General features: G+C 70.7%; 12 protein-coding genes. 4 read left to right on the forward strand and 8 right to left on the reverse strand.

Features of this window, described 5'->3' with window-relative positions; genetic code table 11:
- The first annotated feature begins 40 nt into the window (after nucleotides 1–40).
- Nucleotides 41–349 carry a DUF1648 domain-containing protein gene (locus tag MSPGM_RS10255; protein WP_244426915.1) on the forward strand — a complete coding sequence of 103 codons (309 nt, stop codon included), beginning with the start codon at nucleotides 41–43 and terminating at the stop codon, nucleotides 347–349.
- A 19-nt stretch (nucleotides 350–368) separates the two neighbouring features.
- On the opposite strand, the gene MSPGM_RS10260 is transcribed toward MSPGM_RS10255, so the two are convergent.
- From MSPGM_RS10260 to MSPGM_RS10270, 3 genes are all read right to left on the reverse strand, one after another.
- The gene (locus MSPGM_RS10260) at nucleotides 369–1,310 is read right to left on the reverse strand and encodes a hypothetical protein (RefSeq protein WP_003598620.1); all 942 of its coding nucleotides are present in this window, start codon (nucleotides 1,308–1,310) and stop codon (nucleotides 369–371) included.
- A 43-nt stretch (nucleotides 1,311–1,353) separates the two neighbouring features.
- On the reverse strand, nucleotides 1,354–1,722 hold the full coding sequence (locus MSPGM_RS10265; RefSeq protein ID WP_244426917.1) for a hypothetical protein: 369 nt from the start codon (nucleotides 1,720–1,722) through the stop codon (nucleotides 1,354–1,356).
- 180 nt (nucleotides 1,723–1,902) lie between these two features.
- On the reverse strand, nucleotides 1,903–4,833 hold the full coding sequence (locus MSPGM_RS10270) for an EAL domain-containing protein (RefSeq protein WP_003598623.1): 2,931 nt from the start codon (nucleotides 4,831–4,833) through the stop codon (nucleotides 1,903–1,905).
- Nucleotides 4,834–5,262: 429 nt separating this feature from the next.
- Here MSPGM_RS10270 and MSPGM_RS10275 point away from each other — a divergent pair, with 429 nt between their 5' ends.
- Nucleotides 5,263–6,282: a glycosyl transferase gene (locus MSPGM_RS10275; RefSeq protein WP_003598624.1), complete on the forward strand. Its 1,020-nt coding sequence runs from the start codon at nucleotides 5,263–5,265 to the stop codon at nucleotides 6,280–6,282.
- A gap of 11 nt (nucleotides 6,283–6,293) precedes the next feature.
- Nucleotides 6,294–7,217, forward strand: a complete 924-nt coding sequence (locus MSPGM_RS10280; RefSeq protein ID WP_012752732.1) for an NAD-dependent epimerase/dehydratase family protein — start codon at nucleotides 6,294–6,296, stop codon at nucleotides 7,215–7,217.
- Nucleotides 7,218–7,221: 4 nt separating this feature from the next.
- Here MSPGM_RS10280 and MSPGM_RS10285 read toward each other — a convergent pair whose 3' ends face one another.
- Nucleotides 7,222–7,833, reverse strand: a complete 612-nt coding sequence (locus tag MSPGM_RS10285) for an FMN-dependent NADH-azoreductase (RefSeq protein WP_003604226.1) — start codon at nucleotides 7,831–7,833, stop codon at nucleotides 7,222–7,224.
- Nucleotides 7,834–7,909: 76 nt separating this feature from the next.
- On the opposite strand from MSPGM_RS10285, the gene MSPGM_RS10290 reads away from it, so the two are divergent.
- On the forward strand, nucleotides 7,910–8,314 hold the full coding sequence (locus tag MSPGM_RS10290; protein ID WP_003604228.1) for a winged helix-turn-helix transcriptional regulator: 405 nt from the start codon (nucleotides 7,910–7,912) through the stop codon (nucleotides 8,312–8,314).
- Nucleotides 8,315–8,333: 19 nt separating this feature from the next.
- Here MSPGM_RS10290 and MSPGM_RS10295 read toward each other — a convergent pair whose 3' ends face one another.
- From MSPGM_RS10295 to MSPGM_RS10310, 4 genes are all read right to left on the reverse strand, one after another.
- On the reverse strand, nucleotides 8,334–10,307 hold the full coding sequence (locus MSPGM_RS10295) for a nucleoside-diphosphate sugar epimerase/dehydratase (RefSeq protein ID WP_003604230.1): 1,974 nt from the start codon (nucleotides 10,305–10,307) through the stop codon (nucleotides 8,334–8,336).
- Between the two features lie 103 nt (nucleotides 10,308–10,410).
- The gene (locus MSPGM_RS10300; protein ID WP_003604232.1) at nucleotides 10,411–11,262 is read right to left on the reverse strand and encodes a DUF1206 domain-containing protein; all 852 of its coding nucleotides are present in this window, start codon (nucleotides 11,260–11,262) and stop codon (nucleotides 10,411–10,413) included.
- Nucleotides 11,263–11,268: 6 nt separating this feature from the next.
- Complete coding sequence (locus tag MSPGM_RS10305; RefSeq protein ID WP_003604234.1) at nucleotides 11,269–11,610, reverse strand: hypothetical protein; 342 nt, start codon at nucleotides 11,608–11,610, stop codon at nucleotides 11,269–11,271.
- Nucleotides 11,611–11,635: 25 nt separating this feature from the next.
- Complete coding sequence (locus MSPGM_RS10310) at nucleotides 11,636–12,202, reverse strand: Uma2 family endonuclease (protein ID WP_012752734.1); 567 nt, start codon at nucleotides 12,200–12,202, stop codon at nucleotides 11,636–11,638.
- Between the last annotated feature and the right edge of the window lie 34 nt (nucleotides 12,203–12,236).

The following is a 12,236-nucleotide window of genomic DNA, read 5'->3' on the forward strand; positions in this document are numbered from 1 at the left end:
CGTGGTGTTGAAACTGCCGAGGCTCGCTTGGTTCTCGTGCTTGGCGACGATCGCCGCGATGTCGCTGCTGAATTTGTATTGTGCGGCGAGCATTCAAACCGACCGAGTTCCCATGCAATGGGGCATCAACGGACGGCCGACATGGTACGCCGATAAGACGATCGGCCTCTGGATGCCGGTCGCGATCATCGTCGTCATTGCTCCCCAGATCTTTCTGAAGATCAAGCAGGTCGAAGCCCAAGCCGGGGCTTGGTACTGGATCGGGATGATCGCAATGTTCTGCTTCATCGCCGCCGTGTATGCGTGGCATATCTCGGCGGTCATAACCTGGGCGGAAGCGCAGCCCTGAACCCGATGCCGGAGGGAGTCTACGCCCCCGGTTCAAGCGGGATCGGATAGAACCGCGCCCCTGCCGCCGCGGCCAGGACTTCCACCGCGCCGAGGGTCGAGGGGCAGCCGGAGGCGTGCACCACGTCGGTGGTCCGCAGACTCGGGATATGGGCGGTGAGCGGGCCGGGGCGCACATCGGGCCCCCGCTGGCGGTGGCGGTCGGCGGCCAGCGTGATGCGGGTGACGCCGGTGGCGCGCAGCCATTCGAGCGACGGGCGCATGTAGAGATCGAGGGGATCGCGCGCGCCGACCACGAGGCAGATCTCGCGGGCCGGCTCGATGTAGCGCGCGGCGCGGGCGATCGCCCAGATGCCGGCGAACCCGGTCTCTGCCGCCACCAGCACGAGGCGACCGCCGCCGGGCCGATAGGTGCCGTTGCCGACAGGACCCTTCACCTTCACCGCACGGCCGGGCTCGACCGGGCAGCCGAACAGGGCGGTGAGATCCTCTGCGCTCTCGCCGCGCAGGTGGAAGACGAGTTCATTCAACTCCGCTCCGCCCTCGACGCCGAGCGTCGGCGTGAGCGTGACCGGGTGCCCGCCTTCGAGCGTGACGACGACCTGGTCGCCCGGCTCGAAAGGAAGCCGGCGCTCCAGGGTCGCGACGACCTGAAGGACCCGCGGCGCCAGCGCCGTGATGGAGTCGATGCTGCCGGTGCGGCGTGCCAGCGTCCGGACCGGCGTCTTGACCGGCCGGATCGTCGCGTCCGGATCGGGCGCGGACAGCGTCACCGCCTCCGCCCGCCGCGCTCGAACGGGGAGCCGCCGTGAGGCCGGGCCGGGGCCCTGGCCGAGCAGCACGGTCATCGGGCCGATCATCCCGTCCGCCAGCGCGGTCTCCAGGGAGGTATCACCGGGGGAGACCCGCAGGGGCTGGCCGTTGACGACAAGCGAACAACGGGCGCTCGTGGGAGCACGCATGGCGGCAACCCGCTCCGATCGGATGAGAGATGTTCTGAAGGGATCAGAGCGGATTGTGGATCAGGCGCTCGACCAGCGCAGCCCAGCGCGCGCGGACGGCCCGCGCCTCCTCGCTGAGCGTTTCCGCGTCCGCGAGGCCGAGGCTGGTCCGAAGGGCCTCGCTCTCCCGGCGCTCGGCGGCGAGTGCGGCCTTCATCACCGCCACTTCGAGGCGCAGGCGCGCGAGATCCGCCTCACCCGCATCCGCTTCGGGCGCGAAGGACAGGGGGGCGGGTGCCTCCGCCGGAGCGTCCGCCACAATCTGCACCACGGCGTCCGCCGGAGCCTGCGTCACGGGTTCGGCCGCAACCTCGGCGGCGACCGTCCGCGGCTGCACCGCGGCGGCGAGATGCGCGTGGATGGGCCGCGTCATCAGGCGCCGCATCGCGCTGCCAGAGGGGGCCGGGCTCCTGCGTCTCGTCGCCTCGATCATCGTCCATCCTCAACCCGGCGGGTCCGCCGAAGAGGCGTCCCGGATACTTGGATGGACCTTCCCGCAACATGGTTAAGGGAGGTTTAAACTGAAGCGCGAGACCTGCGCGTCATTGCGGGATCAGGCCGCTTCGGGCGCGGCGCCGACGAGCTGGCGGGCCTGGAGCACGGTCATCGGCTCGCCGAAGGCTGCCCCTTGCGCGTAATCGCAGCCGAACTCCTGCAACACCTGCGCATCCTCCTCCGACTCGGCGCCCTCGGCGATGGTGGCCAGACCGAGCTCCTGCCCCATCCGCAGAACAGAGCGCAGCATCGCGGTGCGGCCCTGGCCCATCTGGCGCACGAAGCTCTGGTCGATCTTGATCGTGTCGAAGGGGAAGCGCTGGAGATAGGAGATCGCCGAGTAGCCGGTGCCGAAATCGTCGAGGACGAGGCCCGCGCCGAGATCGTGGATGCGGGTGAGCATCTGGGCGGCGTATTCCGGGTTCTCCATCACCAGCCCCTCGGCCATCTCCAGCTTGAGCGAGCCGGGCAGCACGCCGGTGCGGGCGATCACCGTCTTCACATCGTGCAGGAGGTCGTGGCGCAGGAGCTGGCGCGAGGAGACGTTGACCGAGGCGAAGATCGGCGGCTCGACGTCGAGCGAGCGCTGCCAGGCGGCGAGTTCCAGCGCCGTGCGCTCGATGGCGAAATTGCCGAGCGGGACGATGACGCCGGTCTCTTCCGCCACCGGGAGGAAGGTGGAGGGCGGGATGCGCCCGAGCTTCGGATGGTCCCAGCGCAGCAGCGTCTCGAAGCCGGCCACCGTGCGGTCTTCGAGCCGGACGATCGGCTGGAACAGCACCTTGATCTCGTTGCGCTCCAACGCCTTGCGCAGGTCCGCTTCCAGCATCAACCGGTCGGAGCGCTCGAGGCGCATGTTGGCGCGGAACACCTCGATCCGGTCGCCGCCGCCGCGCTTGGCCTGGATCATCGCCATCTCGGCGTTCTTGAACACCTCCTCGCGCCGCGTCTGCCCGCTGCCTTGGTTGCCCACGCCCTGCGTCGCCTCGTGCAAGGCGATGCCGATCGAGACGGTGAGGAACACCTCGCGGTCGGCATAGGTCACCGGGGTGGCGATGGCGCGCCGGATCATCTCGGCGAACGAGAGGATGCGGTCGGGCTCGCGCTCCGAAAGCAGGATCACCGCGAATTCGTCGCCCGCGACCCGCGCCAGCGTGTCCTGCGGCCGCAGCAGCCGCCCGAGCCGGCGCGAGAGCGTCAGCAGGATCGAGTCGCCCGCCGAGAGGCCGATGGCGTCGTTGATCGCCTTGAACCGATCGATGTCGAGGGCGATCACTGCGGGCTTGAGGCGCGGGTCCTGACTCGCCATCGCCAGCGCGGCCTCCAGCCGGTCGTGGAACAGCTCGCGGTTCGGCAGGCCGGTGAGGCTGTCGTGTACCGCGTCATGCAGCAGCCGCTCCTCGGCGGTCTTCGCCTCGGTCACGTCGCTGATCGTGCCGACGATGCGGATCACCTCGCCATCGGTGCCGATCACCGGCCGCGCCTTCAGCCGGTACCACGCGTAGGGGCCGTCGGCCGAGCGAAGGCGGAAATCGTGGGTGATGCGCCCGCGCCGCTCCTCGATCACGGTGTCGAGGGCCGCCGAGTAGCGCTCCACGTCGAAGGGATGGAGCAGGCCGAGCCAGTTCGCCGCCGGTCCTTCGAGGGCGCCGCGCTTGAGCCCGAGCTGGGCCTCGATCTCGGGGCCGGCGAAAACGCGGTCACCCGGCACGTCCCAGTCGAACACGATGTCGCCCGCGCCCGTCAGCGCCAGCGCCCGGCGCTCGGTGTCCGAGACGAGGCTGTGGCTGAGGCCGCCGCCGGCAAAGGCGTGCTGCATCACCGTGAAGCCGATCAGCATGACGATGAGCACGAGGCCGCCGATGAGCGCCGGCTGCACGAGGTCGGAGCCGATCTGCCCGGTGATGGCAAAGCCCGCCGCCACCACCCAGACCAGCAGCAGAAGCCAGGTCGGCACCAGCAGGATGGCCCGGTCGTAGCCGTTATGGACGGCGAGATAGAGGATCAGCAGGAGCCCGACGCCAGCCACGGCAGCGATGGAGATGCGCGCCACGCCCGCCGCCACGGGCGGGTCGAACACCGCCAGCGCCACGAGGCCGGCGAGGAAGGTCAGCCAGAAGAAGGCGACGTGGCTGTAGCGCACGTGCCAGCGCGACAGGTTGAGGTAGGCGAACAGGAACACCAGCAGGGTCGCGCCGAGCACGGCCTCGGCCGAGGCGCGGTAGATCCGCTCGGCGAGTTCGGTGACGGGAAACACCCGCTGGAGGAAGCCGAAATCGATGCAGGCATAGGCCAGCACCGCCCAGGAGAGCGCGGCGGCGGCGGGGAAGATGATCGCGCCCTTCACCACGAAGATGATGGTGAGGAACAGCGCCAAGAGCCCGGCAATGCCGATGATGATGCCCTTGTAGAGCGTCAGCCCCGAGGTCTTCTTGCGGTAGGCATCCTGATCCCAGAGGTAGACCTGCGGGATGTTCGGGCCTTTCAGCTCCGCCACGTAGGTGACCGTGGTGCCGGGATCGATGGTGATCAGGAACTGGTCGGCGTCGAGGCTCTCGTCGCGCTCGGGCCGGATGCCCTCGCTCGCGGTGATCGCGGCGATGCGCGAGCCGCCGAGATCGGGCCAGATCACCCCGGAGCCGACGAGGCGGAAATGCGGGGCGACCAGCAGGCGGTCGATCTGCTCGTCGGTGTCGTTGGTGAGCGCGAACACCATCCAGTCCGGCCGCGCGCCCGCCTCGCGCGCCTTGACCGCGATGCGCCGCACGATCCCGTCCTTGCCCGGGGCGGTGGAGATCTGGATCAGGTCGCCGTCCGAGCGGTAGCGCTCGATCGTCGGCGTCAGATCGATGGCGGGCGCGTCGAGGGTGACGCGCACGGCCTCGACCGCGTGGGCGGGGGCGGCGGTCCCAATGAGGCCGGCGAGGGAGCCCGCCACGGCCGCCAGGATCGCGAGGGCCAGGGCAAGGGCCAGTGAAAGCGTGCGCAACGGGCGATTCTTGACAACCGGCTTGAGCGGTGGGGGCGAGCGGCCAAGTCGTATCGGCGGCTTCCGGCCCCCGCAAGGCAAGCCGGCCGGGACGCGCGGCCCACCCACCGCTCTTTCGGCGGACCGTGCGACGCGGATCGCGTGGCTTTGCGGCCAAAACAAGTTGGGATCGGTTGCCGTGGTCTCGCTTGGACCGAGGCGGGCGGGTAGAGCGGGCGATATGCGAAGGATTGGACGATGCCGCTTCAAAACCCTCCCCCCTCTGCGGGGGAGGGTGCCTGCGGAGCAGGCGGGTGAGGGGCGGCGCGACGGTGACATGTCCGGCTGGCCTCGACCCGATTGGCACCGCGTTCCCCTCACCCGACCTCCTTCGGGGGCCCCCCTCCCCCGCAGAAGGGGGAGGGCTGCTGCGCGCCGTCTCGCAATCCGATGACCCTCGCCCCGCTCTCCGTCGTCCCGCTGGCGGCGCTGCTCTCCGCCGGCCTGATCGTTCTGCTGAAGCCGCTGCTGCAGCGCTACGCCCTGGCACGGCCGAACGCCCGCTCCAGCCACCGGGTGCCGACGCCCCAGGGCGGTGGGATCGCGATCATCGCCGCCGCGCTGATCACGGCGGCCGTCCTGGCCATGCCGACCGGGATCGCGCTTGGGGGCGTCGAGTTGCCGGTGCTGGCGCTCTCGGTGATCGCCCTCGCTGCGGTCGGCGCCGTCGATGACATCCGGCCCTTGCCGGCCTCGCTTCGGCTCGTGATCCAGGCCGGCGCGGTCGCCGCCGTCGTGCTCACCGTCGAGGGCCGTCTGCTGCCGGATATGCCGCTCTGGCTGGAGCGGGCCTTCGCGATCCTCGCCGGGCTCTGGTTCGTGAACCTCGTCAACTTCATGGACGGGCTCGACTGGATGACGCTGGCCGAGTTCGTGCCGCCCACCGCCTTCCTGTTCGCCCTCGGCCTCGCGGGCCGCTACGCGCCCGAGCCGACGCTGGTCGCCGGCGCCCTGCTCGGTGGGCTTCTCGGCTTCGCGCCGTTCAACCGGCCGGTGGCGCGGCTGTTCATGGGCGATGTCGGCTCGCTGCCGATCGGGCTGATCGTGGCGTGGCTGCTGTTCCGCCTCGCGGGGCAGGGGGGATTGGATGGAGGTTTGGCCGCCGCGCTGATCCTGCCGCTCTATCCCATCGCCGACGCGACCCTCACCCTGCTGTGGCGCCTGCGGCGGGGTGAGGCCGTCTGGCAGGCCCATCGCAGCCACTATTATCAGGTCGCCACCGTGAACGGGTTCTCCGTACGGGAGACCGTCGGCTGGGTCTTTGCCCTGCAGGTCGCGCTGGCCGCGCTGGCGGGCGTGACCTTGCTTTGGCCGTCTCGGGCCGTCACGCTCGCTTGCCTCGTCCTCGCGGCGGGGCTGGTCGGGTGGCTGCTGCGCCGGTTCGCGACGCCGCGGGCCGCCAGCGCGTGAGGGGATGACGGGTGAGCGGAAAGCTGATCGCGCTGACTGGAGCTACCGGCTTCATCGGACGCCACCTGCTGCGGGCGCTCTCGGAGCGGGGCTACCGGGTCCGCGTGCTGCTGCGGCGCCCCGTCGAGGTGCCGGAGGGTGCCAGCGGCGCGGTCGTCGGCGATCTGGCCCGGCCGATGAACATGGCCGCCGCGCTCACCGGGGTCGATGCGGTGGTGCATTCCGCCGGGCTCGCCCACGCCATGTCCGGCGCCCCCGAGGACGATTTTCGCAACTCCAACACCGAGGCGACGCGCAAGCTCGCCGACGCCGCGCAGCGGGCGCGGGTGGGCCGCTTCGTGTTCCTCTCCTCGATCCGGGCGCAGGCCGGTTCGAGCGCCCCGGCGCCCCTCTCCGAGGCGGACACGCCCGAGCCGACCGATCCTTACGGCCGTTCCAAGCTCGCCGCGGAAGAGGCCCTGGCCGAGACCGGGCTCGACTGGGTCGCCCTGCGCCCGGTGCTCGTCTACGGCGCTGGCGTGAAGGGCAACATGGCGGCCCTGCTCAAGCTCGCCCGCACGCCCTATCCGCTGCCGCTCGCGAGCTTGGCCGGGCGCCGCTCGCTGGTCTCGGTCGAGAGCCTTGCGGGGGCGGTGGCGACGGCGCTGGAGGCACCCGGCCCCCTGCGGCGTCCGCTGGTGGTGGCCGATCCCGACCCGCTGACTTTGCCCGAGATGCTGGCCGCGCTCCGTGCTGGACTCGGGCGCGGGCCCGGCCTGCTGCCCTGCCCGGTGCCGCTGATCGGCCTCGCCTGCCGCGCCACCGGCCGCGAGGCCGCCTTCGACCGGCTGTCCGGCTCGCTCGTCGCCCGCGCCGAGGGGCTGGAGGCCCTGGGCTGGCGGCCGGCGCAAGCGTCGCGGGATGGGCTCGCGGCGCTGGCGCGGGCGGGCGGTTGAGGGCTCAGGCGGCCTTGAGAGCCGCCGCGGCGTCGAGGGCGCCGGCCAGAGCCCGCTCGCGGGCCTCCGCGCCCAGGGCGATGCCCTCGGCGACGATGATCTCCGGCGCGGTGATGCCGATGAAGGCGAGCACCGTGCGCAGATAGGTCTCCGCGTGCTCGGCCGCCGCGGCGGGCGTGCCCGGCCCGTAGAGGCCGCCGCGCGAGACGACGGCGATAACACGCTTGCCGCCGGCGAGGCCCTCGGCCCCGGACGGCCCGTAGCGGAAGGTGACACCCGCCACGAGGATGCGGTCGATCCAGGCTTTGAGCTGGCTCGACAGGGTGAAATTATAGAGCGGTGCGCCGATCACCACGATGTCGGCTGCCAGAAACTCCTCCAGCACCTGCCGGCCAAGTTCGACGTCGTGCTGCACGTCGGGCGTATTCGTGGCGTTGGGCTGCGCCCCGGCGAGGACCGCGCCCGAGAGGTGCGGCAGTGGCGTCCCGGCGAGGTCGCGGTAGATGACGTCGAGACCGGGATGCTGCGCCCGCAGGCGGTCCACGATGGCGGCGGAGATGGTCCGGCTGACGGAATGCGGCCCCAGGATGCTGCCGTCGACGTGAAGGAGCTTCATGTTTGATCCTCGGTATCAGAAATGAACCGAGGCGCTATAGATAACCACCGTCAGCCGTGCGCAAGGAGGCACATTCTTGGAACCCGGGCACATCGAGGGAACCGACGCACCGCCGCGGCCCGAGCATTCCGGGCAGGATTGCCGCCTCGTCGGCACGGTGCTCGCGCGGATCGGCGACAAGTGGAGCGTCCTCGTCGTCATGATGCTGGGAGACGGTCCGCGGCGCTTCAACGAGCTGAAGCGGATGATCGGCGGCATCTCGCAGCGGATGCTCACCTTCACCCTGCGCGGGCTGGAGCGGGACGGCCTCGTGACGCGCACGATCTTCCCGACGATCCCGCCGCGGGTCGATTACGAGCTGACCGAACTCGGGCGCTCGCTGCGGGAGCCGATCCAGGCGCTCGGCGCCTGGGCCTTCGCCCACCTGCCGGAGATTCAGGAGGCCCGCGCCCGCTTCGACCGCCGCGGCGAAGGGGCCTGAACTTCAAGGAATCGAGGCCTCAGGCGGTCGCCGCCTCGGTGGCTGCCGTCGGCGGCGCGATGGTCTCGGGCTTGGTGTTCGGAACGGCCCCGGCGCGATTGCGGAAATCCGGGATCGCCTCCTCGAACACGGCTTCCGCCGCCGCCCGGTCGCCCGCCGTGACGGCCTCGCGCAGGCGAGCGATCCACCCTTCCAGCACCGCGCGGTCGGCGAAGACGGGCTTGGCCGCCATGACGCCTTCGATGCCGGCGAGCGTCACACGCGGCTCTTCCTTCGCGAACAAGATCTCGTTGAGCCGCTCGCCCGGCCGTGCGCCGGTGACCTGAATCTCGATGTCCTCGCCGGGCTCGAAGCCGGCGAGGCGGATCATCCGCTCGGCCAGATCCCGGATGCGTACGGGCTGGCCCATCTTCAGCACGTAGACTGCCGCGCGCTGGTCGCCGGTATCGCCGCGCCCTTCCGCGTCGGCGTGGGAGGCGGCGGTGAGCACGAGGTCGGAGGCCTCGCGCACGGTCATGAAGTAGCGCACCATCTCGGCATGGGTCACCGTGACGGGGCCGCCGCGGGCGATCTGCGCCTTGAACACCGGCACCACCGAGCCGGCCGAGCCCAGCACGTTGCCGAAGCGCACGGCGATGAGCCGGGTCGCCTCGGGGCCGGAGCGCTCCGCGTCGAGAGACTGCGCGACCATCTCGGCGAAGCGCTTGGTGACGCCGAGCTGCGAGACCGGTTCGATCGCCTTGTCGGTCGAGATCATCACCAGGGCGCGGGCGCCCGCGGCCACCGTCGCCTCGGCGACGTTGATCGAACCGAACACGTTGGTCTTGATGCCCTCGGCCCAGTCGCGCTCGAGATAGGGCACTTGCTTCAGCGCGGCGGCGTGGAAGACGTAGGTGGGCCGGAAATCGCGGAGGATCGCGTGCAGCCGCTCGCGGTCGCGGATGTCGGCGAGCGCGCCCTCGACCGCGGCCTCGGCGTGGAGCAGGGCCGGCCCGTTGAGGACGGCGTGGAGCGCCGGTTCCGAATTCTCGATGACGAGCAGCGCCGAGGCGCCGAAAGCGACCGCGCGGGCGCAGATCTCGGCGCCGATCGAGCCGCCGCCGCCCGTGACGACGACGCGGGCACCGGTGAGGAAGCGCTCGAGCCGCGGCCGGTCGATGGCGACGGTGGGGCGCAGGAGCAGATCCTCGATCTCCAGCGGCGCGAGTTCGGCGTCGCGCATCCCCTCGCCGAGGCTGGTGACGCGGGCGAGCGGCAGGCCGAGACGGCGAGCGCGGGCGATGAGGTCATCAGGCTCGGATTCGGGCGCCAGCGCGCTTGGCGTCGCCACGAGCCGGCGCACGGGTAGGCCGCGATTGGCGAGGTCCGCGACCACCTGTTCGAGGTCGCGAAACCCGCCGAGCACGGGCACGCCGCGCATCATCTGGCCCGCCTCGTCCGCCCGCGGCGAGAGGATGCCCTTGGGGGAGAGCCGCTTGACCGAGCCGGATTCGATCGCCCGCAGCACGATCTCGATATCGGCGCCGCGGCCCAGCAGCAGCGTCGGCGTGGTGGCGGTGCGGGCCTGGCTCTGCCGGGAGCGGGCGTATTTCAGGTAGCGGAAGGCCAGCCGCGGCCCGCCGAGCAGGAAGATCTGCAAGACCCAGTAGAGGACGATGGCGACCTTGCCGAAGAAGTAGAACCCGTAGAGGTTCGAGGAGACCAGCACGTAGTCAAGCACGAGCAGCGTCAGCGCGGTGACGCTTGCGGCGCGCACGATGCCGGCGAGGTCGGGCAGCGAGGCGAAGCGCCACTTGGTGCGGTAGAGCCGGAACCACGCGTAGATCAGCCCGGCATAGGCTAGGAACGGCGGCAGCAGCAGCGGCAGCGCGTGCAGGCGCTCGGCCAGCGCCCCGTCCTGAAAGCGGAAGACGAAGGTCAGCACCACGGCCGCCGCGGTCGCGGCGAGATCGTGGACGACCATCACCGCCGTCTTGAGGGTGCGCTTCTGCATGGTGCTTCGTGTCAGAGCATCGGCCCGAACGATGGAGACCGGTTTTCGGCACAAGGCCGATGCTCCAGGCGGAGCGCGGTATCGGCGCCGACCGGGGGGAATGTCAACGCGCGGCGCGGACCGCCCTGGCGACCGCTCCATTCCCCTGGTCGAGATCCGGGGCGTCGATATGGCGGTAACGGGCCTGGATCAGACCGAAGGCGCCGAAGGCGAAGTGGCCGGCGGCGACGATGGCGAGCAGCACCCAGCCATAGGGCTGCGCCCTCAGCGCCGAGAAGGCGCCCGAGAGGCCCGTGGCGTCGGAGGAGGCCTGCGTCCAGGCGGCGGTTAGGACGAAGCCGCCGATCATCAGGAAGACGAGCCCCCGCGCCGCGTAGCCGAACCGCCCAAGCCGGTCGATCCAGGCCTCCGAGCCGGCGGGAAGGGAGAGCCGTTCGGTGACGTTGCCCTTCCAGGCCTTGGCGGCGTAGCCGATCCCAGCGGCGACGATGCCGAGCCCGACGATCCCGACGAGCCAGGGGCCGAGGGGCTGGTTGAGCAGCCATTTGGTCCAGTCCTGCACCCCATCGCCGCCGGCCGAGGCGCGGCCAATGCCGAAGGCGAGGCGGGCCGCGGTGAGGCTGAGGCCGGCATAGATCACGGCGCTGATCAGGTGGGCGCCGCGCACGGCCAATGCCTTTGGCGAGTGCCCGCGCCGGTCCGCGTCGGTCGCGCCCTCGAAAAGGCGCCACAGCGCGAAGCCCGCGAGGCCCAGCGCGATCAGCCCGACGATGACGGCGCCGAACGGGCCACCGAGCACCGCGCGGATCGCGCTTTTGCTGTCGCCGGCCGATCCGCCCTGCCCGAGGGCAGCGAGCACGGCGAGCGCTCCCACGACGCAGTAGACGAAGCCGCGCGCGCCGTAACCGAAGCGAGCGAGGTGCTCCAACGCGTTGTCGTTCCGACTCCAAGCCATGGCGGGTCAGTCGCGCTCGCGGTCGGGCTTGCCGGCCAGCGCCACGTAGAAGCCGAGCCCGTCGCCCGCGGGCAGGGTCTGCAGCCGCTCGATCCAGCCGCGCCGCTTGGCATCGAGGAGTTGGCGCCCGATCGGCTGGAACAGGGTCTCGCCCCCGCCCTCCGGCGGTGGATCGAGGCGGATCGCCACGGTCTTGCCCTTGGCGAAGCGGCTGCGCTCCAGCATGTCGGTCAGCGAGGCCTCCGCGGTCGGGCGGTTGGCCCCGCGCAGATCGAGCACCGATTCCGCATCGGTGACCCCGAGCGAGCCGCGCAGCTTGTTGGCGTAGAAGTCTTCGAAATGGGGCAAGGCCGGTCCCGCGCGGGTTCGTCGTCTAGAAAGCGATGTCGTCATAGATCTCTGCAACGGCCAAGTGGCCGCCGAGTTCTGGCAGGTCGATCGCGTCGCCGAGGCCGTGGGCCTCGAACGCCCAGCCGCCCTCGGGCTCGCGGCGCCACACCTCGACGCGCGGCTCGTCCTGATAGGCGATCAGGAACAGTTTGAGCGAGGCGATGCTCCGGTAAAAATCGGTCTTGCGGCCGCGATCCCGGCTCATGGTCGAGGGCGAGAGTACCTCCGCGACGAGGACGGGATCGCGGGCATAGCCGTCCCTCAGCGGTAATCCGCAACGCACCACCACGTCGGGGATCGGCACGAAGGTGTCCATGCTGTCGCTCAGCACGGCAATGCCGGGAATCGCGCGGTAACCGCGGTCGCGTCCGAACGGCCGGAGATTCTGAACCAAGTTCGCGACGATCAGCTGATGCCGCTCGCTCTGCGGCGCCATCAACACCGGTTCACCGTCGATCAGCTCCCAGCGCTCCTCGTCCGGAAGGTCGGCGACCCAGGCCTGATACTCCGCCACCCGCATGCCGGGGTCGCGCCGAAGGGCGAGCGCCATCGTGAGACCTCCGAAAACGAAGGCGATGCTAGCA

The sequence above is a fragment of the Methylorubrum sp. GM97 genome, assembly GCF_024347855.1.
In the GTDB taxonomy this organism is placed as follows: domain Bacteria; phylum Pseudomonadota; class Alphaproteobacteria; order Rhizobiales; family Beijerinckiaceae; genus Methylobacterium; species Methylobacterium extorquens.

Bases quoted from the DNA above. Each gene is read 5' to 3' on its own strand.
- MSPGM_RS10300 (WP_003604232.1), bottom strand. From the start codon at position 11,262: ATGGCTTGGAGTCGGAACGACAACGCGTTGGAGCACCTCGCTCGCTTC.
- MSPGM_RS10260 (WP_003598620.1), bottom strand. From the start codon at position 1,310: ATGCGTGCTCCCACGAGCGCCCGTTGTTCGCTTGTCGTCAACGGCCAG.
- MSPGM_RS10275 (WP_003598624.1), top strand. From the start codon at position 5,263: ATGACCCTCGCCCCGCTCTCCGTCGTCCCGCTGGCGGCGCTGCTCTCC.
- MSPGM_RS10265 (WP_244426917.1), bottom strand. From the start codon at position 1,722: ATGACGCGGCCCATCCACGCGCATCTCGCCGCCGCGGTGCAGCCGCGG.
- MSPGM_RS10285 (WP_003604226.1), bottom strand. From the start codon at position 7,833: ATGAAGCTCCTTCACGTCGACGGCAGCATCCTGGGGCCGCATTCCGTC.
- MSPGM_RS10310 (WP_012752734.1), bottom strand. From the start codon at position 12,202: ATGGCGCTCGCCCTTCGGCGCGACCCCGGCATGCGGGTGGCGGAGTAT.
- MSPGM_RS10295 (WP_003604230.1), bottom strand. From the start codon at position 10,307: ATGCAGAAGCGCACCCTCAAGACGGCGGTGATGGTCGTCCACGATCTC.